We start from the raw sequence: 22,785 nt of genomic DNA on the forward strand, positions 1-22,785 counted from the left end.
AAGCTGCCAGGGCATCCCCGGCCGGAACACACCCCCTTACAAGTAATCTGGTCCAGCTAAGCCGGGCAGATTAGCTTTTAACCGCGCCCAGCGTCATGCCTTTAACGAAATATTTTTGCAGGAACGGATACACCATAATAATAGGAAGCGTTGCAACCATAGTCGCCGCCATCCGGATCGTATCCGGCGATACCTGCATGCGTTTCGCCGAATTCGCCATCGCTTGCGCATCGCCAACCATGGAACCGGTCTGGTACTGGTTGAGGATTTTGACAAGCACGGCCTGCAGCGTCTTCAAATCCGGGTTATACGTAAACACGTACGAGTCAAACCAGGAATTCCAGTGGCTGATCGCCGTAAACAGGCCAATCGTTGCGAGTACCGGCGTTGTCAGCGGCAGGATGATGCGGAAGAAAATCTGGAGATAATTCGCTCCGTCCATCTTTGCCGACTCATCCAGCTCTTGCGGCAGCCCCTGCATAAACGTCCGGACGATGATCATATAGAACACGTTCATTAAGCCCGGCACGATAAACACCATAAAGCTGTCGATCAGATGATAGCTTTTGAGTACCATGTAGTACGGAATAAGACCGCCGCCGAAATACATCGTAAAGACGAAGTATAACGTCCAGAATCGGTTGGCAACAAGCTCCTTCTTGCTGAGCGCAAACGCCAGCATGCTGATAGTGAGGACCGCGAGCGGCGTTCCGATGACGGTTCGCAGCAACGTAACCCGAATGGCCGTCCAGATCTCGCTGTCGCCGAGTATCTGCTCATAGCTTTTCAGACTGAATTCTCTCGGCCATAGATACAAATGCCCTCTAAGAGTATCCTCCGCGCTGTTTAACGAAATAATGAAGATGTTCCAGAAAGGATAGAAGGTAACAACAAATATCGCAACGATAAAGGCGTAAACGGCAGCCATAAACAGAAAATCTTTTTTGTCTTTCACCATAGCGTGTTCTCCTCTTTGCGTTATTGTTCTAGAACAGCGACTGCTGTTCCATTCTTTTAGCCATCTGATTCACGCTAATGACAAGGACGAAAGCCACGAGCGATTTGAACAACCCGACGGCAGCACCGTAGGAGAACATCCCGTTTTGCAAGCCGTACTTGTAAGTGTAAGTATCGATAACTTCCGAGTACTCCATAACCGTATTGTTCTGGAGCAGGTACTGCTGGTCGAAGCCTGCGTTCAAAATACCGCCAACCGCGAGAATCGCCAGAATGATAATAGTCGGCCGGATGGAAGGCAGCGTGATATGAAGCATTTGCTTCAGGCGGCTCGCGCCGTCGACCTTCGCCACTTCATACAGTTCGGGGTTAATCGCCGAAATCGCAGCCAGATACATGATGGCGTTAAAGCCCATATCCTTCCAGGCATTCGAGAAGGCGATAATCCACCAGAACAAGTGGCCCTTCTGCATGAACTGGATCGGTTCGTCTACGATATGAAGCCCGGTCAGAATGTTATTGATGACACCGCCCGACGATAGCATCGTAATGATAATGTTTGCGGCGATAACCCAGGAAATAAAATGCGGCATGTAGGAGACGGTCTGGAACGTGCGTTTGAACCAGCCGTTCCGCAGCTCATTGATCATAAGCGCCAGAATGATCGGCATCGGGAATCCGAACAGCAGCGAGAGGAAGCTTTGCGCCAGCGTATTGCGCATAATTCGTACGAAATCGCCGTTGGTGAAGAAATAATTAAACCATTGCCCGCCTACAAACTCCGTCGTAAAAAATTGTTTGAAGAACGTTCCCCCGCCTGGCTGATAATTGATGAAAGCCATATATAACCCGAACATCGGCACATAGGAGAACATCAGAGTCAGGATAATGGCGGGGAGCATCAGTACGTAAAGGAGCCGCTGTTCCTTGAGCCTCGCCAGCAGACCGCCTTTGTTTCTCTTGACGGCAAGCGCTCCGGTGCTTTGTGGATGCGCTTTCGTTTGCATGTTCATCGTGTTGCCCTCCCGTAAATATAGTTTCCGTTTGCATCGCTTTATGGACTTAATTATAGCCCCGCATTTGAACCGTTCTATATTAAGATCTACCGATTCATGCTCCAAACCCACACACTTCCGCCTCTTCCATTGTTGAATAACGGCATACCCGTTAAACTAGAATCATCGTACAGCATAAGGTTTTACTTCTATTGAAAAAAGGCGGTGCCGACATGTATACAGTACTTCTGGTTGACGATGAAGCGATTGAGCTGGAGACTATGGAGCATTACGTTCCTTGGGAGCAGGCCGGCATTCAGGTCATTGGGACAGCACGCAACGGGAAGGAAGCGCTGGCTAAGCTTACCGAGCTGAAACCGGATATCATTGTCACGGATGTGCGCATGCCGATTATGGACGGGCTGGAGTTCGGAAGGCGCGCGAAGCAAATCGACAAAAGCGTCAAAATCATCTATTTAAGCGGACATAACGAATTCCAATATATCAAGTCCGCTCTTAATATCGAAGCAGCCGGCTATTTGCTGAAGCCGATCGATATGGAGGAGCTGCTTCTGCTCCTTGCGAAAGTGAAGAAAAAATTCGAAGAGGAACAGATGGCGAGCGAAGGCGGCGGCTGGCAGCTCGAGAGGCTGCTGCTGCGCATCGTCCGTGAGCCTTCCCCGGAGCGCCGGATGGAGTGGATCCGGCAATGGGAGAACAGAGCTTCCGGCTTTCTCTCGCACCAAGCTTTTGGCGCCGCTTACATGACGGTGGAGTCTCCCGCGTTTCCAACCGGCGGATTAGACGGAGAACAGGCGCAGCCGTCCTCTTCCTCCATCTTGACCGCGGATGCCGCGGAAGCAGCCCGCGCTTTGCTGCGGTGGAGATTGGATGCCGCTATTGTGCTTGAGACCGGACCAAGCACGCTGTTTGTCCTCTTTCAAGGAAAACCCCAGCAGTGGGAGACGGCTTATTGGGAGCTGCTGCGGGAAGAGCTGCTGGCCGCGACTTCGGAAGGAGAAGCCTTCGCAACCATCGGCCTGTCAGGCCCATACAAAGGATTTCATCTGTTGAAAGAGGCGTTCGAAGAATCGCAGCGACTTAATGAAGAGAAGCTATACCGTCAAGCCGGCTCCGTTATCCGCGGCGGTACCGGCGAAAATGTGAAGCAGACCGATATCTCGGTCGACGCGACTTCGGCTTCGCTTATTTCGGCCGTGCAAGCCGGCGATGCCGAGCGGGCGGACCAATTGCTGGACGACTGGTTTTCCGGCATGCGCCAGGAACGAATCGAGCGGAACTATGCCGTCCGGGCCGTTATTCAGCTGCTGTCCGCTTTGGAGCAGCATTTCGCTTCTCTTATGGTAGGGCCGCTTCGCGATCAGCTGCTCGCCGACCATTGGAAGGAGCTGTCGTCGCTTCCGACAATTGCCCATTATCACGCTTACGCGCTTCGTTTCTGCAGAGAGCTGCTAAAAGCCGCAGCCGAGCGCGACCTTGACCGCCATCAGTCGGTTGCGGAGCAGATTATGAAGCTGATTGCCGAGCGTTATCATCTGCCCCTTACGGTGGAGGATATCGCCAAGGAGGTTTACCTGTCGCCGAATTACGTGCGCACCATCTTCAAGGAAAAGACGGGCGAGACGATCCTGGATTATTTGACCCGAATCCGCATGAATCATGCGGCGGAGCTGCTGAAGGACCGGTCTCTCAAGGTACGCGATATCGCGCACCGGGTCAGCTACGAGAATGTTTCCTATTTCTGCTCGGTATTCCAGAAGCACAAGGGCAGCACGCCTAACGAATACCGTAAACTGCAACTTTAGGCTGGAGTGGTCTTAAATCATGAGGAAGCTGGCAGGATGGCTGATTAATCCGTTTTATAATTGGCGGCTTCGCGAGAAGCTGTTCGTCATGTTTTTGCTTGGGGGTATTCTCCCCCTGCTCTTTTTCGTTCAATATTCGTACGAGACGATTCGCAGCGAGCTTTCTTCGCAGATGATCGCCAATACGAACTCAACGGTCGCGCAAATCAATTCCAACTTGGAAAACAAGCTGGACACGTACACGAAGCTATCGGCAACGCTGTATCTGGACTCCAACATGCGCGCCTATCTGACTAACGACTATTCGAAAGATCCGTCGCTGTTCGTAGATGCTTACAAATACATCAACAACTCGTTCGTTAACATGCTGACGACAAACCCGGATATCGAATCGATGAGCATCTATATTAACAACGAGACGCTGCCTACGGACGGCATGTACATCAAACCCATGGATCAGAAATTCCGCAGCTCGCTTGCTTATAAATCGCTCAGCGGCAGCTTCGGGGACGTAAGGTTTGTCACATCCCCTCCCGAGCCCGACAAGCCTCCGATGTTCACGCTGACGCGGCTGCTAAACATAAGCAGCATGAACAATCCGTACGGCGTATTAACCATTAATATTCTGGAATCCGATATTTTCCGGCTGATGGAGAAGGAAACAAGCGACAAGACGGTGCTGATCATTAATGAAGACGGCATCGTGATGTCCGCCAAGGACAAAAGCCTCCTGAATCAGCCGATTGACCTGCCGGACCCGTTTCCCGAGGAGAAAAACGGCCGGTTCGACAGTACTTATAAAGACGAGAAGGTGCTGGTCGTGTACAACACGACCAAATACGGCTGGAAAAGCGTATCGCTCATTCCTTACAGCAGTTTCTTGTCCAAGGCTCATTTGACGGCAAAAAGAATACTGACTTACGCGTTGGTCAGCCTTGGCCTTATGGCTATCCTGATTTACGTCACCGCACGGCTGTTCACCAAACGGATGGAGAAGCTTGTTGGCATGATCCGCCGAATCGAGCGGGAAGACTTCGAGCTCATCGACATCCGGCCGCTTGGACGGGATGAGATCGGTCAAATCGGCAATGCGCTGCGAAAAATGAGCCAGCGTCTAAGCTCGCTCATCTCCGACGTCTATATGAAGGAAATCGACAAGCGGGAGGCGGAGCTTAACGTGCTGCAGGCTCAGATCAATCCGCATTTCCTGTACAATTCGCTTGCTTCGATCTCGTCGCTTGCCATCCGCAACGACGATCCGCGAATGAACAAGATGGTAACCGATTTAGCCAAGTTTTACCGGATCTCGCTGAACAAAGGCAAAAACACGCTGTCCATCCACGAGGAGATTCAGCTGACCCGTTATTACGTGTCGATCCAGCAGGTACGGTTCGCCAATCTGCTTCGGGTTCACTACGATATCGAGGAATCCGTATTGCCTTGCATGATTCTTAAGCTGACTCTTCAGCCCTTTGTGGAAAATTGCATTAATCATGCGATCTGGGATCATGAGTGCGGCATCAATATTATCATCCGGGCTTACCGCGAGGGACAAGACATCATCCTGAAGGTCATCGATGACGGCATGGGGATGAAGATGCCAAGCGGGGATCTGCCGCAAAGCGAGGATACGTTGTCGGGCTACGGCGTCCGCAACGTCGATAACCGGATTAAGCTGCTGTTTGGCGATTCGTACGGGGTATCGATATTTAGTCGCCTTGGAATCGGGACGTCGGTGACGATTCGGATTCCTGGGAAGTAAGAACCATTTTAGGTTTCACGGTAAACTACACAATTAAATGTTCTTCCGATCGCCATTGCTCGGGGATTCCTTGGAACAATTCCAATAGGATTGGAATCCCCTCACAAAAGCGACCACTTCGTTTCTCCAGAATCATTTAATTGTTCCGTTTACATCTAACCTGTCATTCAAGTTCTTACACTGCCAAGGAAAAGAATCGTCACCTTTTTTTGGGTGACGCAAAAAAAGGCTGTGCGGGGTTACCCGGCACAGCCGTTTGCTGTTAAAGACCAACCTCTCCCGCATTGGCTAGAACATCCGTGTCTACTTTTAGTTTTAGTCCACCGACAGCAGCTACGTTAGATATAGTCCAACGTTTTTTAATGCATTAGAGCTTTGGAGTTAACCTTCATTGGAGTTCATCCAACGGAATTCAGCCGTTTTTGGGCGTCAAAGTCCACTTTTGGACTTTTACGCAGGATAGAATCCAACGTACGCGCCAATTTCGGGCATTGCGTCATCATACCAGTGGACGAATTCCAACGTAACGATAGTAAGGTTGGCGCATGAGCGCGTCGCGTGTGGAGAAGGGAAACAAAGGACACCATCATAACAAAAGGCTGTGCCGGGATTTACCCCGCACAGCCTTTTAGCTTATTTCTTGATTCTGACTTTGTAGAGCTTGGATTGAGCGCCGTCGAGCTGCACCTGGAGACTGTCATTCGCTTCGACTTTGGAGTTGGTCCAAGCGTCTGTGAGCTCAACCTTTGCAGCAGCCGAGACGCCTAGAGCACGCTTCAGATCGACGGTTTTGGTTACCGCGTCGTTCGTGTAGTTAAACACGGCAAGGTAGTAGTCCTTCTTGTCCTGAAGGACAAAGATATCCGCTGCGGCGTTGCCCGTATTGCCTTCAACCGGACGGAATGCTTCGCCGAGCAGGGCAATATCGTTGACGTTTTTGTTCGTGAGCAGGGATTTCATCAGCTTTTGCGTCTCCGCGTTGCTGACGTCGTCGGAGTTCATGTAGACGGTGCCGGAAATAGCCGCGGCATTAACCCGGGTCTGAGCCGCGTTAAACGAGCCGCCTTTTGCAAGCGTCATGTAATCCGGATCGGTGTAAGAATAGATCGTGCCGTTCTGCCACCAGCCGTATGTCAGGTTGTTCAGCTGGTATTCCGTGCGGCCAAGCGAGCCGTCGACATCGCAGGAAATCCGTCTTGCGTGCGCGTATTGGCTAGGGAACATTGGCGCGATCGACGCGCTGATGAACATTTTGCCGCCCAGCGTCTTGTTGATATGAGCCATTCCTTGATTGTAGGCTTGAATACCGGTCTGCACGTTAGGATCGTAATGCTTGCCCTCGAAAGAGCCATGGGACAGAAAGTCAATCTTAATATATTCAAAGCCGTAATCCAGGAACTTATTGAAAATATACTCGATACGCTGCTTCGAGCCCGGATGCGTCGGGTCAATCGCATACGCGCCGTCTACCTTCGGAAGAATGTTGCCGTTCGCATCGCGGAGCACGATATCGCCGTACGTGTACTTGCCGTTTGTTCCCTCAACCGGCTGCGACATGTTGTCACCCCAGTAAACGAACGGACCGTAGTAAATACCGGCTTTTTGACCGTTTTTATTGATGACCTTCACCGCGTCGCGAAGCTGCTGCTCGGTCAGATTGTCCCAGTAAGAGTCCATATTGATATAGACCGTGCCTTTGTTCGTAAACGACTTTTGCAGATTTTCCTTGAAGAAGTTCGATACTTCTACGACTTTGTCATAGCTGAGCGAGCTTTCGTAAGCGCCCCAGCTGTTCCAGCCGACCGGCACGCCGGAAGGCACGCCCTTCTCGAACTTGAGCGGCGGCGCTACCGCGGCATTGGCTTCTCCGTAATTCTCCAGTCCATCGCGGTAATCCGCATAGTAACCAACCGCAATTTGCGGGGAAGTGATCGTTGTACCCGATACTTTGCCGTGCTGGATGCTGTCATGAGTGGATGTAAGCGAAGCGAAGCCGCCGTACACCTTCAATTTGTTCAGCTTGTCATTCGAGCCGCTCCAGAAAATACCGGTCTTCCATACGTCATGCGTTACCGAACCGATAACCAGTCCGATGCGGCTCGTGTTGTCATAGATCGCCGTCATTTCGGAGCTAATGTAGTTATTGTTGTTCAGAGCCGTGTTGATCGTACGCGCCTGATAACGGGACCAAGCATCGTTGTCATAAGGCGTGATCAAGACGCGGTTGTCGCCGCTCGTTCCGAGATCAACGCCGCCGCTCGCATTCACGACAAGCGGAGCCATATCGTTCGAGCTGATCGCGGAGCTGCCCGTTACCTGTTGGGATACAAGGAAGTAGGACTGATCCTCATACAGCTGGTAAATCTGTTTCATAACCGGAAGGCCCTCGCTGCGGTTCTCAACCGTAATGCGGACGCCCTTGCCATGCCCGTCCTTGATTTTCTCCACGCTGCCAAGCTTGAAGCTATGCTCGCTGTATTTACGGCTGTCCAGCAGCTGATCTTCCAGCTGAGCGCTTGCGTAAGCGCCTTTTACAAACGTTTTGCCGTTCCAGGCGTACGCAGAAAGACCCGACTCCGTATTGTAAGTGATGCTGTAGCTGCCGGATACGAAGGTTGCACCTTTCTCGTACGCAGTTACTTTGATCGAGCCGTATTTTTTCGAGTCGATCGCTTTGCCGATCTGGCCGATATTGTCTACCGGACCCGGATCCTCGCCCGGACCATCCGTGGAAGCAATCTCGATCTTGTCGATATCCGGCGACCAGCCGCCGTCATCGTTAAACGTGATCGTATTTGCCCCCGCCTTCAGCTGGGCCTCCAGCTTGAATATGCCAAGCGTGTCCCAATTCTCGGTTTTAGGCAATGCGTAGTTATCCGACGGGCCGTCGTTAACGGCAATCGATACCGGACGCGGGTCTCCCGATATGTAAGATACGCTTAGCGTGTACACGCCTGCTTTCTCCGCCATTACGTCACGGAATTGCAGGGTGGAGCCGCCCCACAGATTGCCAACCTTTTTGCCGCCCGAACAGCCGGTAGCTGCGCTGCAGCCGCTGACGGAAGCATTGCCCGTCAGAACGTTATTCACTGCTTCTGCCTCATAAGCCGTGCCCGTACCAGGCTCGCCGGAGCCGCCTTCCGACAAACGAAGCTCAATACGGTCGATGTCGGGGGAATAACCGCCCTCGTCGTCCAGACGGATCGTGTTGCTTCCCGCCTTCAGCTCAAGCTCCAGCTCGTAGACGCCAAGCGTATTCCAGTTGGTTGTCTTCGGCAAATCGTAATGATCAATCGTGCCGCCGTTTACGCTGACTCCAACCGATCTCGGATCGCCCGAAATATAATGGACCGTCATCGTATATACGCCGGCTGTATCTACCGTTACTTCGTTAAAGGTGAGCGACGAGCCGCCCCACAGCCCTCCAACGATTTGGCTGCCAGAGCAGCCGGTTGCGTCCGCGCATGCCTTGATCTCCGCCTTGCCCAATAACGTGTTGACGGGGGATTCCGCCTCAAAGGAATAACTGCCGGCACCCGCTGGGTCAGCAACAGCGGTTACCTCCTCGCCTGCCGCTTCAACCTCCCGTCCGGAAGGATTTACAGCCAATTGAAAGACCAGGACCGCTGCCAGCAGCAAAAACCATCCTTTGCCGGACCAAGCCCCAAATTTCCTCTTCATTACATCAAGCCTCCTGTTCGCATCAAAAATGGTGAAGCGCTTTCAGTTTGCTTTTTCAATGTAAAATAGAGACAGGGCTCGAACAATCCAAATATTTAACGAACCATACGACAAACCGCCAAAGTTTGGAGTAAAGCCCTTCAAAGGCCCTTCCTCTTTGGCGGTTTGGTATAGATTTATTATGCCGTTACAGCCTCAAGCAGCTTCAGCCGGCCGTCAAGCCGGTAACGCCTGCCCGCTTCCATCCGCAGATGAATCTGGCTGTCGCCGCATTTCACAACCGTCTCCAGATCCGAATAAGCGGTTATAATGGCTTCCGTCAATTGTCCGTTCTCCCAACTGACCGCCGTCTCCGCATTCCCTTTTGCCCGAAGCCCCCGGTACGAGCCGGTTGCCCAATCCGCCGGCAATGCCGGCAGCAGATGAATGGAGCCCGCATGGCTCTGCAACAGCATGTCCGCGATGGCCGCCGTACCGCCGAAATTGCCGTCAATGACGAAAATATTCGTCTCCGCGCCGGCCACGCCGGGCTTGGAGTAGGAAAGCAGATTATCGAAACAAAGCTCCCCGATCAAATGCCGGACATGCTTCACCGCCTGATTGCCGTCATGAAGCCTGGAGAAGCCGAGGGCAAACAAGGCTGCCGTAAACTCGATATCCTCCAGCTCGTCGACCAGCATTCGTCCTAGCAGCGTTTGCCGCATGGCCTGACCAAGCTCTGGCGTCTCCTCGGGCGTGATCTGGTTCCCGGGATAAACACCGTACATATGGGAGAAATGCCGGTGCTGCGGCTGTGCTTCCTCGTAATCCTCCAGCCACTCCTGCAGCTGTCCGCGTTTGCCGATTTGCAGCGGAGGCAGCAGCTCCATGGCTTCCTTGAGCTTCAGTTGCAGCTCTTCATCCACTGCAAGCAGCTCCGCCGATTCCAGCACAAAGCCGAACAAATCGCGGACAAGCATCTGATCCATCGTAGAGCCCATGGAAAGCTGCTGCTCGCCTTGCTCCTCCGTTCCCGGATAGAAGCTGTTCTCCGGCGAAGTCGACGGTCCAGTCACCAGCCAGCCGTACTTCGGATGAATAGTCATATAATCCAGGAAGAAAAGCGCCGCCTCCTTCATAACCGGGTAGGCCTGACGAGTCAAAAATTCTCGATCCCGGCTATACTCGTAATGCTCCTTCAAATGGGTAGCAATCCAGAGCCCCCCTGTTACATTCAGACCCCATGAGCGTCCCCAGCCAGGCGAGGCGAATCCCCAAGCGTTCGAAAACACATGCGCCACCCAGCCTTCGCAGCCGTAGAAATCTTCCGCGGCCGCACGCCCCGCATAAGAAAGCTGCTCGATATAATTCATAAGCGGAATATGGCATTCCGCCAGGTTGCTGATTTCAGTCGGATAATAATTCATCTCCGTGTTGACGTCCAGATGGTAATCGCAGCTCCAAGCCATGGCGTTAGCCTCGCCGTCATTCCATAACCCCTGCAGATGAAGGGGCAGACGGGAATCCGCCCGCGTGCCCGCAATCGTCAAATACCGTCCGTACTGGTAAAACAACGCGATAAGTCCGTTATCGGCCTGCTCGCCGGCTCTCAGCTTGCGGATACGCTCGTCCGTAGGCAGCAAATCATATGACTTGGATCCGCCAAGATCAAGATCAACGCGGCCATAGAGCGACCGGTAATCCGCGATATGATCCCTGAGCAGCCGCTCGACGCCTTTTGCCTCCGCCGCTTCTATCCGCTCCGCGCTTTCCGCCTTCCATGTATCATCGGTTCGACCGTAATCAGTTGCTGCTGCAAAATATAGAATAACCTCGTCGGCTTGCTCGATCGTTATCGAATCGGCTTCTCCATATACCCGTCCGCCTGTAACGACTGCCTTTAACGCGCCTTCGCTCCATACCCCGCAGGTGCCGTCGCTATGGATATCCTCCGTCGCCTGCGCGCGGAAAACGAGCTTTTCCGGCCCATCGTGACGGGCATCAAACGTGGTTGTTCTGCCCTGAATACTCAGAGTAAAAGACACGGAGCCTGCCTGATCCCCTTTAATCCGGGAGACAAGCACGCCGTCCGGATGGGATGCAAAGGTTTCCCTTCGCATGACCGCTCCGGAACCGCTTCGGTAAGAAACCGCGGCAACCGCCTTCTCCAGGTCCAGCTCGCGTACCAGCTGGCTGCCTTCATCGTTATAGCTGATCAGAACGTCGCACAAGGAAAGATTGGTGCCGAAATTTCCTTTTACGGGCTCCAGCTGCTCGCCAGCCAGCTTGTCTCCAAGCACATAGTTGCCATTGAAAAAAGCCTCGCGCATCGTCTTCAGCTTCTCCTTGGCATCCGGAGATCCGCCGAACCGCTCCGGCTTGCCTGACCAGAAGGTGATCTCCGTCATATTCCAGGTTTCTCTGCCGATGCCGCCATGCAGCACCGCGCCAAGCTGTCCGTTCCCAAGCGGCAGTCCCTGCTTCCAGCCGGCGGCTGGCTGGGTATATATCATTTTCATCCCGCTCATCCTCTCAAACTTTAGCTAATTGTCCGTTTTATTAAAGCAGGCCCTTTATCAAATCGCGCCATTATTGTAACATTGAACACAATTAACGTATTTGCCCGTCAGTCCTACAATTTGACGATTCATCCGCTAATTTTTGCCGGTCGGCATAACGGAAGATTAGGATTGCGGAAATAAAGGCAGGAGAAAAGATTGAGAATGATAAATGAATTAAAGCCTTATGTCGGAGATTCCATGCGCTATCTGTACGTAGGGGGGTGGAACGAAAAGCTGCGCGTCAGCAGCGTATACGCGTTTCACCTGTTTGTTGACGGACCTGGCGAAATGGAGGTGAACGGTAAACTCTATCCGATTGAACGAGGGACTCTCATCTTCCTGCGCCCCGGCGAGCCTCATGCCTTTCATATCCGGCAAGGACAGCCCTTATCTTCGTATAATCTGTATTGCGACTTGTGGGAAGGCACTTCCGATTCCTATAATCGGATATTCATCCACGCCCCGGAGCCGTTCGAGCTGGAGTCCAGCTCGCGCGTGGAGCATTGCCCGGAGCTGGACTCCCTGCCAAGCTTCTTCTCTTTGCAATCTTATCCGTGGCTGTACGATGCTTTCGTTACGCTTTCCAGGCTGTTTGACAACAGCCGGCATTACCGCACGGAGCTGGTGAACAGCATGCTGTATGCCTGGATGCTCAGCTGGTACAACGTTGTTCACACCCGCCAGCCAAGCGATTTCCGAATCGTGAAGCTGCTTGCACACTTAAATGAGCATCCCGAATCGCGTTGCTCCGTAGAGGATTGGGCGGCGATGTGCGGCCTCAAGCGCTCCTACTTCCATTCTCTCTTTCAGCGCGAGACCGGATTTACGCCGCAGGTATACCGACATAGACTGCTTATGAAGCAGGCCGCCCAGCTGCTCGTCGAAACGGACTACTCCGTAACCGCTATTGCCGAACGGCTGGGATATTCGTCGATTCATCCGTTCACCCGCCATTTCAGCGCTTATCACGGCGTCAGCCCTCGCGCTTACCGGCTTCAGCCCTCTTCCGAGCGAGAGATGTAGCTTGCGCCAATAACGCAAAAAAGAGGTTGTCCCCTCAGGGACAACCTCTTCTCTATATCACGCTTAAGACTAAGCGTTGATTTTCGCTTTTGCAACGCCAGCAAGGGAGTTGAACGAGTTGATGTCGTTAACAGCCAGGTCAGCCAGCATTTTGCGGTTTACTTCGATGCCAGCCAGTTTCAGGCCGTACATGAATTTGTTGTAGGAAAGACCGTTTTGACGAGCAGCCGCGTTGATACGAACGATCCACAGTCTGCGGAATTCACGTTTGTTTTGACGACGGTCGCGGTATGCGTAAAGAAGCGACTTACCAACTTGCTCCTTTGCTGTTTTAAACAGACGGTGTTTCGAACCGAAATAACCTTTTGCCAGTTTAAGAATTCTTTTACGACGACGAGCGCGGACAAAACCGCCTTTAACTCTTGCCATGAGTGGAAACCTCCCGTAGGTTGAATTTGATTAAGCTATCTGAACGATTGCTACTATTTAAGGTTAGCGAGACCTTGTTGAATACGACGAACGTCGCCAGCTGCCATCAGTGGTTGGCCAGCAAGAACACGTTTTTGACGACCGGATTTGTGGGAAAGCAAGTGGTTTCTGTACGCTTTGTAGCGTTTCACTTTACCAGTACCAGTAATTTTGAAGCGGTCTTTCAGACTGCTGTGTGTTTTCATTTTAGGCATGTCGATTATCCTCCCTTTATTTAACTGTTGCTTTTTGGTGCCAAAATCATAATCATGCTCCGGCCTTCCAGCTTCGGTGCACGTTCTACGCTGCATATTTCGGCAACCTCTTGCGCCAGACGGTCCAGAATTTTCTGGCCGATGGCGGCATGAGCGATTTCCCGTCCGCGGAAGCGTACGGAGGCTTTAACTTTATCGCCTTCGCCCAAGAACTTCACAACGTTGCGGTATTTCGTTTGATAGTCATGCTCGTCGATGTTGGCACGGAACCAAACTTCCTTCAGGTCGACGATTTTTTGATTTTTGCGTGCTTCTTTTTCTTTCTTCTGCTGCTCGTAACGGAACTTACCGTAGTCCATAATCCGGCAAACCGGCGGTTTAGCCGTTGGCGCTACATTCACCAGATCCAAGCTCAGGTCAATTGCCATCTGCATAGCGTCACGGATCGATTTGATACCGATTTGCTCGCCGTCCGCGCCTACAAGTCGTACTTCTCTGGCCCGGATCTCATCGTTGATTTGATGTTCTCTGCTAATAACGTGCCACCTCCAAGATAGGATGTTTATGTGTTGTGATGCAAAATAAAAAATGCGGGTTCGCACGAACCCGCATTGTTATAACCGTTGATTGTGGCCGCCCTCGTTACCTCACAATGAAGCAACTCGTTAAGCTAGTCAGTTATCGCAAACCAGTCGGCGTGACCGAAAGGTGAGAAGCGGGTGCTTCTGCTTGTGCAAATATGTTTTGTCAAAAACGTTACCGACATAATATAACACAATGGATTTCTATGTGTCAACCCATTATGTCATGCCTTATTACAGCTGTTTGCTTTGCACGTCCTCCAGACGGATAACGCGCGTATGCTGCGTATGGCTCCATTTCTTGTTGTTTTGCGTGAAGAACGCGTGAACCGTAATCGGCCACCACGACAAAGTGAAGAGCAGGAACGTCGGAATCCGCAGGTAAAGCTTCCATGGCACCTTCGCCATATACATCGACAAAGGAATTTGGATAAACACGTAAGCCATGTACGGAACGCTCAACCAAATCGGCAGCAGATTGTATACCGATTCCACATTGTTGCCGCTAAAGAGCAGCATGTCGCCCCAGATGATCGCTGCAATGAAGAAGCCGGCCAAATAATTATATGCGTTAAATACGTACAGCGCAGCGTCAATCTTCGTCATGCTGCGATCTTTAATGCCCTGCCACAAAAGCGGCAGCATGTACTTGCGCGTAACGTCGAAATGTCCTTGCATCCAGCGCAGGCGTTGACGTGCCGATGCCTGGAACGTAATCGGCTTCTCGTCGAACACTTTCGCTTCGAAGTTAAACTTCGGATAAATCCCCCGTTGAATACAGCGCACCGTAAACTCAAGGTCTTCCACGAGGCTTGTTGCGCCCCAGCCCATTTCCTGCAGCAGCTTGGCATCAAAGCACATGCCCGTGCCTCCAAGGAAGTTAGCCAGACCCAGATTCGTGCGCGGCAGCTGCCAGAGGCGGTTACAGAACCAGTAGTTGATCGCATTCGCCGAGCTGATCCACGAGTCGTTCGGGTTTTTCGTATCCAGGTAGCCTTGAATAACGCGGTGTCCATTGATCAAATCATTGTTCATGTACTGCAGGAAATCAGTAGCTACCAGATTGTCGGCGTCAAAGATCGCAACGCCGTCGTAGCTTTTCGGCATTTTCCACAGTTCCTTCAGCATCCATTCCACGGCATAGCCTTTGCCCCGCTGGTTCTTGTTATTGCGCACGCAGGCATAAACGCCTTCGTAGCTGTTCACAATATCGACCGTGCCGTCCGTACAGTTGTCGCAGATGACAAAAATGTCAAACAGCTCGCGAGGATATTTCAGCTTCAGCAGGTTTTCAATTAGCGCTCCTACAACCTGCTCCTCGTTATGCGCCGCAACCAAAAGCGCGAACGTCTTTTGCGGCGGATGGGATAAATCTTCTTTTTTGCGGTGCCAGCCAAAACATGTCAAAAACAGTTGGTACAAGCCCAGCAATGCAAATACGACTTGGAATACAAGCATAATCGTGTTGAACATTTTTCGGTACTGCCCCCTTGAGACCCCTTTTTAATTGCCTGTTCTGATCACCCTGCTATCGGGCGCCGACAGGCTCTTTATCATAATTCTCTCTTGTGTCCGGTCCGTTTTTTTTGTGTTTGTGTAAACGAATCACGGGACATTTTGATTTTCCACACATTGATTATCTTTGTCAAAAGCTCTAATTCCCGCCATTATCCTTTATCCAGCCATTAAAACGCTTGCATGGCGGTAAGATGGTTTCATTCCCTCCTTTTGCGCCCTATCGCCCTTATTTTCATCCATTTCCTAATTTTTTAGCCCTTACGTCCAATACATACGTAAAGAGTTGATACAATGTTCCCGGTCCGTCACTTCGCTTTGTGACGAATATGTGGCTGCACTGGAATCGAATACCGTTCAAAGCTGGCGGCCAGTTTGTCGAAAATAGCGCTCCAGGATTGCTTCTGGCTGTAAATTCTTCCTTGCTCGGCAATCGCGGAGCGCAGCTCCGGATTGCTGTACAAGAGCCCCATCGCGTTCGTAAACGAACGCGGATCGTCCGGATTGCACTGCAGGCCGGTTACGCCATGCTGAACGGAATCCGTTACCCCTCCCTTATCGGCGCAGATAACGGGCGTCCCGCAGGACATCGCCTCCAGTACGACGTTTCCAAATGTTTCCGTAGCCGAAGGGAAAAGGAACAGATCGGCTGAAGCATACCATTGTTGCAAATCCGGCATGGCCGTAAAACCGATAAAACGGGCGTCTATTTCTTCACGGCGGCATCGTTCCTTCAGCGCCTCCGACGATGGACCGTCGCCCGCGATGACAAAAACCGCTTCCTCGCTTATATTTTGCCGAAAATCCGCAAAAGCATCTAAAGCGATATCGACATTTTTTTCGGGAGCCAATCTTCCCACGTACAAAACGACAAATCGATCGTTGTCGATTCCATGCCGGAGAAGCCATTCCTCCCGATTCACAGACGGATGAAAAGCCTCCGTGTCAATGCCGCGGCTCCATACTTCAAGCCGGCCGTCATCCCAGCCCTTCTCCTTCAAATCCTCGTACGTGGAACGGGAAGGGACGTAGATGGAACGGCAGTCATGGTGAAACCATTCCATATATCTCCATAACAGCTTTGCCATCCATTGCAAATTGTAAAACGGCAAATATTGATCAAAATGGGTATGATAGGACGCAACAAGCGGAATCCGGAGCTTGCGGGCATAATGAATGCCGCAAAGCCCAAGGTTAAACGGAGTAGCTACGTGGATAATCGTTGGTTCGAATTCTTTTAACGCCCTGCGGATATGAATGGGATTGGGAAGCGCCAGGCGGCACTCTGGATAAAGGAAGAAAGGCAGGCTGGCGAAGCGCTCAACGGAGGTGGATTGTTTGCCGCTTTGCTTGCCGGCAGCCGGATCCGGAGCCAGAACAAGCACTTCGGCGCCCTGCCGCTTCAAATAATCGGTCCAGCGTCCAAGCGTGCGCGCTACTCCATTCACATCAGGTTCAAACGTGTCGGTAAAAAGCGCAACTCTCATGAAGAACGCCTCCTAAAATGAATTACCACCTTCAAAAGGCAAGGTTCTGCCGTTTGTGGTGATTCATGCCTCGAAAGCATAGGCTTAGAATGAAACCTTGATCGGCACCATTCTACAGGAGGTCTGTTAGCGAATAATCAACATCATTTTAAAAAATAGTTAATCTTTTGAAACTCGGCTTCTTCGTATAAACTTAAAACTTGTACAAGCTTATTAATTGAACCATAATAGACAAATATCGATTATAATGTGTGGGAGTTAGGCTTCGCAATTCTAAGGTTTATGCTTACAATTCTTTTAGGAGGAAACGGATGAGAAGAATGATAGGGTGGTTACGAACCCGGGAATTGCAAATGATCCTATGGGCGAATCAGCGCCGATCACAAAGCAGGCTTCACCGGTTGCTTGGGGTATATTTGAGCACGGTGACGCATGTTGGAGGAGCGTCCTTTACACTCATCAGCTCTTTCCTCGTTGCCATGTTTGCGCCTAATCCCTGGAGCACGACAGGCTGGCAATGCTTTACTGCCGTATTTATCAGTCATCTACCGGTCTATGTCGTGAAACGGAAACTAAAAAGGCTTCGCCCTTACCAGGCGTTAAACGGAGTAAACACGGGAAAAAAACCGCTTGTCGACTCCTCCTTCCCTTCCGGACATACAACCGCTATCTTCGCCTATGTCGTTCCGATTATCGGAGCAGGCGGAATATGGTTTCCTATTATTCTGCCCGTTGCGGCCGTACTCGCTCTGTCGGTTGCGTGGTCCCGAATGTACCTAGGCCTGCATTACCCGTCCGATGTGGCGGCCGGCGCGCTTGTCGGCACGCTGACGGCAATAACCGTCCAGTACGGTTGGACTCTTACATTATTTTAGAAGCAAGGTGAAACGGCTTGAGCAAGCGCGGTTCAATCCGGAGAATTCTAAGCCGTGTTTATAAGAAAAATATTTATAAAATCTTAGAATCGAAAAAGGCTGTTCCCGGCGGGAACAGCCTTTTTCTTATTGTGCCGAATCGTCCTCGTCGTCGCCGGCAATCTCGGCTTCCGCTTCTTCGCGGCGCGAGTTCTCCAGCTTGCTTTCGCGGTATTCGCGCAGCACGGTTTCGCCAATTACAGCTTCCAGACGGTAGATCGGCTGGCCCTTCTCCATAAACTTCATCTCGTATTCGGTAAACACCAGATCCTCGCGCGGACCGTTCTTATGAAGGTTAAGCGAGATATTTCGGAGCTGGAATTCCACCTCTGCAAAGCTATTAAGGGAGAACTCAAACAGAGATTCCGAATCGGTCTTGAAATGGATCTCTCCGCGTTCGTTCAGCAGCTGGGCATATTTGCGCAGGAAGCGCGGATGGGTCAGCCGGCGGCGGGCATGCTTGCTTTTTGGCCATGGATCGCTGAAATTCAGGTAAATCCGCTCAATCTCGCCCGGCTCGAACATTTCTTCGATATGCTCGATGTTCGCGCGAAGCAGCGCCAGATTAGGCGGCTCTTCCACACCGCTTTCCTCCCAAATGTTGCGAGCCTTGTCGCTTGCGCGACGGATCAGCTCGTCGTACATATCGACGCCGATATAGTTATTGTCCGGATTGCGGAAGCTCATATTGCTAATGAAACGGCCTTTCCCCATGCCAAGCTCTACATGGATCGGCTTATCGTTGCCGAAGAACTCGCGCCATTTCCCCTTGTGCGGCTTCGCATCCAATACGACTAATTCCGGCTGCGCTTCCAGCGACTCGCGGATTCCTTTTCTTCCTCTTAAACGCATCTTGTACAGGTCCTCCTACAAATTAAGCTAGTCCTTATTGTGCCCAAGTTCGGCCTCCTTGTAAAGATGCCAGAGGGGATGATGGCAAAAGAAAAAGCCTTTAACGATTATTAAATCGCCAAGGCTTTAGGTTTGTATGGATATTGGCCTAACCATTAAACGAGCAATTGGTAATCAATCGGACCTTCGGATTGAATGTCGCGATACGTATTCTCGATAATCTCGTTCAGCTTCTTGCGTGCGGATATTTCGATATGATGGTTGTTGTGGAACCGAACTCCTGTAAGCGCCATCAATTCTTTGACCGTTAATTCAACCGTTACTTTCTCATCACCATGCGGAATTCTTGTTTGCTGACTCATTGGGATCACCTCATCGATTTTTTTATTACAGCATTTCCAGTTTATCGACGTTTTATGACGATCATTACGAATTAAGCATGTAAGGTTTTTTCATTGATTTGTCGCACTTTTAATATAACAGATCATGTAAGGTATTGCAAGCCTATTTCGGTCCCGTTTTAAAATAATTTCCAGCTTGTTCTACGGTTCGGAATGTGTCTTCGGATGTCTGGCAATCCGCCTAATCCGGCATGGCATTTCCCCCTTCTTTCCGATAAAATGAAGAATGCCATTCTTATCCGTATAAAGGAGAACCGCATGAAAGCAAATTCAATATCCTTGACGCCCGGGCAGCCGATGCTGTGGGGCGACAAGCGATTTCATACATGGAACTACGAGATGCGCGAGCAGCTTGGCGGCAAAGTCTTCAAGGTGACGCTTGATGCGGGCTTTACCTGCCCGAACCGGGACGGCTCGATCGCCAAAGGCGGCTGCACGTTTTGCAGCGCCCGCGGGTCGGGCGATTTTGCCGGCAGCCGGCGCGATGACCTCGTAACGCAATTCAATAAAATCCGCGACCGCCAGCATCAGAAATGGCCGGAGGCCAATTATATCGGCTACTTCCAGGCGTATACGAATACGTATGCTCCCGTAGAGGAGCTCAGGGAGTATTACGAGGTGATTTTGCAGCAGCCGGGGGTGGTTGGGCTATCGATTGCAACGCGGCCGGACTGCCTTCCTGACGATGTAGTCGATTATTTAGCCGAGCTGAACGAGCGGACTTACCTATGGGTGGAGATGGGCTTGCAGACGATCCATGAATCAACCTCGGAGCTCATCAACCGCGCCCATGATACGGCCTGCTATCTCGACGCGGTACGCCGACTGCGCGAACGGGGCATCCGCGTATGCACGCATATTATTTACGGTCTGCCGCAGGAGTCGCACGAAATGATGCTGGAGACGGGCCGCGCGGTTGCCGCAATGGACGTGCAGGGCATTAAGATCCATCTGCTCCATCTCATGCGCAAGACGCCGATGGTCAAGCAATACGAAGCCGGATTGCTCCGCTTCCTTGAATTGGACGAGTACGTCAAGCTGATCGTCGACACCCTTGAGTTCCTGCCTCCGGAGATGATCATCCACCGCCTTACCGGCGATGCGCCAAAGGAGCTTCTCATCGGGCCGATGTGGAGCATGCAGAAATGGGTTGTGCTGAATGCCATCGACGCGGAGCTGAAACGCCGCGGTACATGGCAAGGCAAGCTATGGGGGGCGGTATAAAATGGGATTCCTGTCTATTCTCAGCATGGCGCATCAATGGATCGCCGAACGCGTGCAGCCTGGCGACATTGTGATCGACGCCACCGCTGGCGGAGGCGTCGATACGCTCAAGCTCGCCGAGCTGGTCGGCGCGCGCGGCACGGTGCACGCGTTCGACATCCAGCAGGATGCGCTGGAACGGACCCTCGAGCGGCTCCGCCCGCTGGAGGAGCGCGGGAAGCTGCCGCAGGTGCAGCTTCACCTGCGCAATCACGCGTTGATGGCGGAGGCCGTTGGCCCCTCCGCCGAAGGAAACGTTGCAGCCGTGATGTTCAATCTCGGCTATTTGCCGGGCGGCGACGAGTCGGTCATTACGGTACCGACGACGACGATCGCCGCCCTGGACGCGGCGCTGGCGCTGCTGCGCCGCGGCGGCATTGTCACTGTCGCGCTGTACCCGGGGCACCCGGGCGGCGCGGAGGAGGCGGCGATTGTCGCCGACTGGGCAGCGAAGCTGCCCGGGGCTTTATATGCGGCTGTGCTGTACCGCCAGCCGCAACGAGACACCGCGCCGTATTTGATCGCGGTGGAGAAGAGGTAAAGCTGCATGCAGCTTTAAGAAGCGCGCCCGAAAGGTCGAACTGACGTTTCGGGCGCGCTTCTTTATGTCCTGGGCGCCATTGAGCTGCTCCACTCACCCTCTCCTCATAACTTAACGGCTTAACGATTCCCCGCATCGTTAAGCACTCACTAACCGGCTACTCTTCCCACCTTAGCGATGCCCCACATCGTTAAGCCCCGCAAATGCGCTCATTTCTGCCGCTTCCCAGCATCCGTTCGCCTCCTTAACGATGCCTCGCATCGTTAAGGAAACACAAACTAGCTACTTTTCTCTCCTTAGCGATATCCCACATCGTTAAGCTCCGCAGATTTGCTCATTTCCGCCACTTTCCCGCTATTTTCAAGGTGCTTAACGATGCCCCGTATCGTTAAGCACTCTCTAACCGGCTACTCTTCCCACCTTAGCGATATCCCACATCGTTAAGCCCCGCAAACGCGCTCCTATCTGCCGCTTCCCCGCCTCCGCATGCATGCTTAACGATGCCTCGCATCGTTAAGGACATACAAACGAGCTGCTTTTCTCTCCTTAACGATGCGCCGTATCGTTAAGCCCGCCAAACGCCCGCCTCCCAATTCCCTGTTCCCACTCCTTTCGACTATACCCACCAACGTAAACAATTTTCCCACGCCAACCCTCTTGCTCAAAGGAATCATATTTGATACGATCAAACCAACTTATTAAAGACGTTTAATAAGTCTGTACAGAGGAGCTGTAACTAACCGTGAATGATTTCCCGGCAACACCTAAAGAGATGAAAAACGCAATCCTATACGGCCTGCGTTCCGCCTTGCTCACGCTGGGAAGCGCGACCAAAGCGGAGCTTAGCCAAAAGCTAGGCCTCAGCTTTCCGACGATCAGCAAGTTTCTGACCCAGATGGAAGAGGCCGGCGAGCTGCTAGCCGTAGGGCTGGACGATTCAAGCGGCGGAAGAAGGGCTCAGCGTTACGCGTATAATCCGGAGTTTATGCTGGGGCTGGCTATCTTTTTCGAGAAGTCGGATATCAGCTATACGATCTTTAATTGCGCGGGAGAAACCAAGGAACAGGGTTCGACGTCAAGCGCGTTAATGAATGATCTTCCCAGCCTGACCATGTATATCGAACAGCTTCTGCTGGGTCATCCAAACATTAAATCCATAGCAATCGGAGTGCCGGGCGCGGTCAATAACGGCCGGGTCATCCATATCCCGGATTACTCCAACTTTCAGAATATTAACCTGAAGCACTACCTGGAAGAACAGTTTTCCCTGCCCGTAGTGGTGGAGAATGATATGAACGCGGCTGTCCTGGGCTATTACAAAACCGGAAGCCATAAGGATAATCCATCCCTCGTCTATCTGTATTTCGGGCAATTCGGCCCGGGCGCGGGCATTATAATCAACGGCGATGTCGTAAGGGGAAGCACCTTCTTCTCCGGAGAGGTCTCCTATGTGCCCCAGTACAATGAATTGAACTTCCATCAAGCGATACAAAAAAAGGACGGAGCCGGCAGGCTTGATGCCATCGGCAGGCTTGATGCCATCGGCAGGCTTATCGCATCGTTTGCGGCGATTATCAATCCGCACACGATTGTTTTTAATAACGCCGAAGTGAATGACGCGATTCTGGAACGGATCAAGGAGCGAAGCGCCGATTATATCCCGAAGGAGCATCTCCCGCTTCTGAAGGCAAGCGATATGAAGAAGGATTATCTGGACGGCCTGCAAAGCCTTGGGCTGGATCTGATGATCTCCATTTGAATAAA

General features: G+C 51.9%; 18 protein-coding genes and 1 other annotated feature. Of the genes, 7 read left to right on the plus strand and 11 right to left on the minus strand.

The window, feature by feature from the left end:
* Nucleotides 1–70: 70 nt before the first annotated feature.
* Together WFK81_RS20250 and WFK81_RS20255 are read right to left on the minus strand one after the other, a co-directional pair.
* Nucleotides 71–958: a carbohydrate ABC transporter permease gene (locus WFK81_RS20250; RefSeq protein ID WP_336788185.1), complete on the minus strand. Its 888-nt coding sequence runs from the start codon at nucleotides 956–958 to the stop codon at nucleotides 71–73.
* A gap of 28 nt (nucleotides 959–986) precedes the next feature.
* A complete protein-coding gene (locus tag WFK81_RS20255; RefSeq protein ID WP_336788186.1) occupies nucleotides 987–1,970 on the minus strand; it encodes an ABC transporter permease in 984 nt (327 codons plus the stop codon).
* 215 nt (nucleotides 1,971–2,185) lie between these two features.
* On the opposite strand from WFK81_RS20255, the gene WFK81_RS20260 reads away from it, so the two are divergent.
* Both WFK81_RS20260 and WFK81_RS20265 read left to right on the plus strand, forming a co-directional pair.
* Nucleotides 2,186–3,778 carry a response regulator transcription factor gene (locus WFK81_RS20260; RefSeq protein WP_336788187.1) on the plus strand — a complete coding sequence of 531 codons (1,593 nt, stop codon included), beginning with the start codon at nucleotides 2,186–2,188 and terminating at the stop codon, nucleotides 3,776–3,778.
* Between the two features lie 19 nt (nucleotides 3,779–3,797).
* Nucleotides 3,798–5,540, plus strand: a complete 1,743-nt coding sequence (locus tag WFK81_RS20265) for a sensor histidine kinase (protein ID WP_336788188.1) — start codon at nucleotides 3,798–3,800, stop codon at nucleotides 5,538–5,540.
* A gap of 633 nt (nucleotides 5,541–6,173) precedes the next feature.
* On the opposite strand, the gene WFK81_RS20270 is transcribed toward WFK81_RS20265, so the two are convergent.
* Together WFK81_RS20270 and WFK81_RS20275 are read right to left on the minus strand one after the other, a co-directional pair.
* Nucleotides 6,174–9,221 (minus strand): CBM35 domain-containing protein, encoded by a 3,048-nt coding sequence (locus WFK81_RS20270; protein ID WP_336788189.1) that lies wholly within the window; start codon nucleotides 9,219–9,221, stop codon nucleotides 6,174–6,176.
* Between the two features lie 179 nt (nucleotides 9,222–9,400).
* Entirely contained in the window at nucleotides 9,401–11,719 is a 2,319-nt protein-coding gene (locus WFK81_RS20275; protein WP_336788190.1) for a glycoside hydrolase family 95 protein, read from the minus strand.
* Nucleotides 11,720–11,923: 204 nt separating this feature from the next.
* On the opposite strand from WFK81_RS20275, the gene WFK81_RS20280 reads away from it, so the two are divergent.
* Nucleotides 11,924–12,784, plus strand: coding sequence for an AraC family transcriptional regulator (locus tag WFK81_RS20280; protein ID WP_336788191.1), 861 nt, complete (start codon nucleotides 11,924–11,926; stop codon nucleotides 12,782–12,784).
* A 69-nt stretch (nucleotides 12,785–12,853) separates the two neighbouring features.
* On the opposite strand, the gene rplT is transcribed toward WFK81_RS20280, so the two are convergent.
* The 5 genes from rplT to WFK81_RS20305 all read right to left on the minus strand — a co-directional run bounded on the left by rplT (nucleotide 12,854) and on the right by WFK81_RS20305 (nucleotide 17,050).
* Nucleotides 12,854–13,213 carry a 50S ribosomal protein L20 gene (gene rplT / locus WFK81_RS20285; protein ID WP_127490829.1) on the minus strand — a complete coding sequence of 120 codons (360 nt, stop codon included), beginning with the start codon at nucleotides 13,211–13,213 and terminating at the stop codon, nucleotides 12,854–12,856.
* A 53-nt stretch (nucleotides 13,214–13,266) separates the two neighbouring features.
* A complete protein-coding gene (gene rpmI / locus WFK81_RS20290) occupies nucleotides 13,267–13,467 on the minus strand; it encodes a 50S ribosomal protein L35 (protein WP_015842912.1) in 201 nt (66 codons plus the stop codon).
* A gap of 20 nt (nucleotides 13,468–13,487) precedes the next feature.
* Nucleotides 13,488–14,027: a translation initiation factor IF-3 gene (gene infC / locus WFK81_RS20295; RefSeq protein WP_174806518.1), complete on the minus strand. Its 540-nt coding sequence runs from the start codon at nucleotides 14,025–14,027 to the stop codon at nucleotides 13,488–13,490.
* A 16-nt stretch (nucleotides 14,028–14,043) separates the two neighbouring features.
* Nucleotides 14,044–14,204 (minus strand) — a sequence feature (ribosomal protein L20 leader region).
* A 78-nt stretch (nucleotides 14,205–14,282) separates the two neighbouring features.
* Nucleotides 14,283–15,521 carry a glycosyltransferase family 2 protein gene (locus tag WFK81_RS20300; RefSeq protein ID WP_336788192.1) on the minus strand — a complete coding sequence of 413 codons (1,239 nt, stop codon included), beginning with the start codon at nucleotides 15,519–15,521 and terminating at the stop codon, nucleotides 14,283–14,285.
* A 350-nt stretch (nucleotides 15,522–15,871) separates the two neighbouring features.
* Nucleotides 15,872–17,050 (minus strand): glycosyltransferase family 4 protein, encoded by a 1,179-nt coding sequence (locus WFK81_RS20305; protein WP_336788193.1) that lies wholly within the window; start codon nucleotides 17,048–17,050, stop codon nucleotides 15,872–15,874.
* Between the two features lie 311 nt (nucleotides 17,051–17,361).
* Here WFK81_RS20305 and WFK81_RS20310 point away from each other — a divergent pair, with 311 nt between their 5' ends.
* Entirely contained in the window at nucleotides 17,362–17,925 is a 564-nt protein-coding gene (locus tag WFK81_RS20310) for a phosphatase PAP2 family protein (RefSeq protein ID WP_336788194.1), read from the plus strand.
* Between the two features lie 126 nt (nucleotides 17,926–18,051).
* Here the strand turns inward: WFK81_RS20310 and trmB are convergent, their stop codons facing one another.
* A complete protein-coding gene (trmB, locus tag WFK81_RS20315) occupies nucleotides 18,052–18,816 on the minus strand; it encodes a tRNA (guanosine(46)-N7)-methyltransferase TrmB (protein ID WP_336788195.1) in 765 nt (254 codons plus the stop codon).
* A 155-nt stretch (nucleotides 18,817–18,971) separates the two neighbouring features.
* Nucleotides 18,972–19,178 carry a hypothetical protein gene (locus WFK81_RS20320; protein ID WP_336774612.1) on the minus strand — a complete coding sequence of 69 codons (207 nt, stop codon included), beginning with the start codon at nucleotides 19,176–19,178 and terminating at the stop codon, nucleotides 18,972–18,974.
* A gap of 297 nt (nucleotides 19,179–19,475) precedes the next feature.
* Between WFK81_RS20320 and WFK81_RS20325 the strand changes: the two genes are divergently transcribed.
* The 3 genes from WFK81_RS20325 to WFK81_RS20335 all read left to right on the plus strand — a co-directional run bounded on the left by WFK81_RS20325 (nucleotide 19,476) and on the right by WFK81_RS20335 (nucleotide 22,780).
* Entirely contained in the window at nucleotides 19,476–20,441 is a 966-nt protein-coding gene (locus tag WFK81_RS20325; protein WP_336788196.1) for a TIGR01212 family radical SAM protein, read from the plus strand.
* Between the two features lies 1 nt (nucleotide 20,442).
* Nucleotides 20,443–21,021, plus strand: coding sequence for a class I SAM-dependent methyltransferase (locus WFK81_RS20330; protein ID WP_336788197.1), 579 nt, complete (start codon nucleotides 20,443–20,445; stop codon nucleotides 21,019–21,021).
* A gap of 742 nt (nucleotides 21,022–21,763) precedes the next feature.
* Nucleotides 21,764–22,780, plus strand: a complete 1,017-nt coding sequence (locus WFK81_RS20335) for an ROK family transcriptional regulator (protein ID WP_336788198.1) — start codon at nucleotides 21,764–21,766, stop codon at nucleotides 22,778–22,780.
* Nucleotides 22,781–22,785 lie beyond the last annotated feature (5 nt).

This window comes from Paenibacillus sp. MMO-177 (assembly GCF_037147795.1).
GTDB lineage: Bacteria > Bacillota > Bacilli > Paenibacillales > Paenibacillaceae > Pristimantibacillus.

Bases quoted from the DNA above. Each gene is read 5' to 3' on its own strand.
- WFK81_RS20250 (WP_336788185.1), bottom strand. From the start codon at position 958: ATGGTGAAAGACAAAAAAGATTTTCTGTTTATGGCTGCCGTTTACGCC.
- WFK81_RS20255 (WP_336788186.1), bottom strand. From the start codon at position 1,970: ATGAACATGCAAACGAAAGCGCATCCACAAAGCACCGGAGCGCTTGCC.
- WFK81_RS20260 (WP_336788187.1), top strand. From the start codon at position 2,186: ATGTATACAGTACTTCTGGTTGACGATGAAGCGATTGAGCTGGAGACT.
- WFK81_RS20265 (WP_336788188.1), top strand. From the start codon at position 3,798: ATGAGGAAGCTGGCAGGATGGCTGATTAATCCGTTTTATAATTGGCGG.
- WFK81_RS20270 (WP_336788189.1), bottom strand. From the start codon at position 9,221: ATGAAGAGGAAATTTGGGGCTTGGTCCGGCAAAGGATGGTTTTTGCTG.
- WFK81_RS20275 (WP_336788190.1), bottom strand. From the start codon at position 11,719: ATGAAAATGATATATACCCAGCCAGCCGCCGGCTGGAAGCAGGGACTG.
- WFK81_RS20280 (WP_336788191.1), top strand. From the start codon at position 11,924: ATGATAAATGAATTAAAGCCTTATGTCGGAGATTCCATGCGCTATCTG.
- rplT (WP_127490829.1), bottom strand. From the start codon at position 13,213: ATGGCAAGAGTTAAAGGCGGTTTTGTCCGCGCTCGTCGTCGTAAAAGA.
- rpmI (WP_015842912.1), bottom strand. From the start codon at position 13,467: ATGCCTAAAATGAAAACACACAGCAGTCTGAAAGACCGCTTCAAAATT.
- WFK81_RS20300 (WP_336788192.1), bottom strand. From the start codon at position 15,521: ATGTTCAACACGATTATGCTTGTATTCCAAGTCGTATTTGCATTGCTG.
- WFK81_RS20305 (WP_336788193.1), bottom strand. From the start codon at position 17,050: ATGAGAGTTGCGCTTTTTACCGACACGTTTGAACCTGATGTGAATGGA.
- WFK81_RS20310 (WP_336788194.1), top strand. From the start codon at position 17,362: ATGAGAAGAATGATAGGGTGGTTACGAACCCGGGAATTGCAAATGATC.
- trmB (WP_336788195.1), bottom strand. From the start codon at position 18,816: ATGCGTTTAAGAGGAAGAAAAGGAATCCGCGAGTCGCTGGAAGCGCAG.
- WFK81_RS20320 (WP_336774612.1), bottom strand. From the start codon at position 19,178: ATGAGTCAGCAAACAAGAATTCCGCATGGTGATGAGAAAGTAACGGTT.
- WFK81_RS20325 (WP_336788196.1), top strand. From the start codon at position 19,476: ATGAAAGCAAATTCAATATCCTTGACGCCCGGGCAGCCGATGCTGTGG.
- WFK81_RS20330 (WP_336788197.1), top strand. From the start codon at position 20,443: ATGGGATTCCTGTCTATTCTCAGCATGGCGCATCAATGGATCGCCGAA.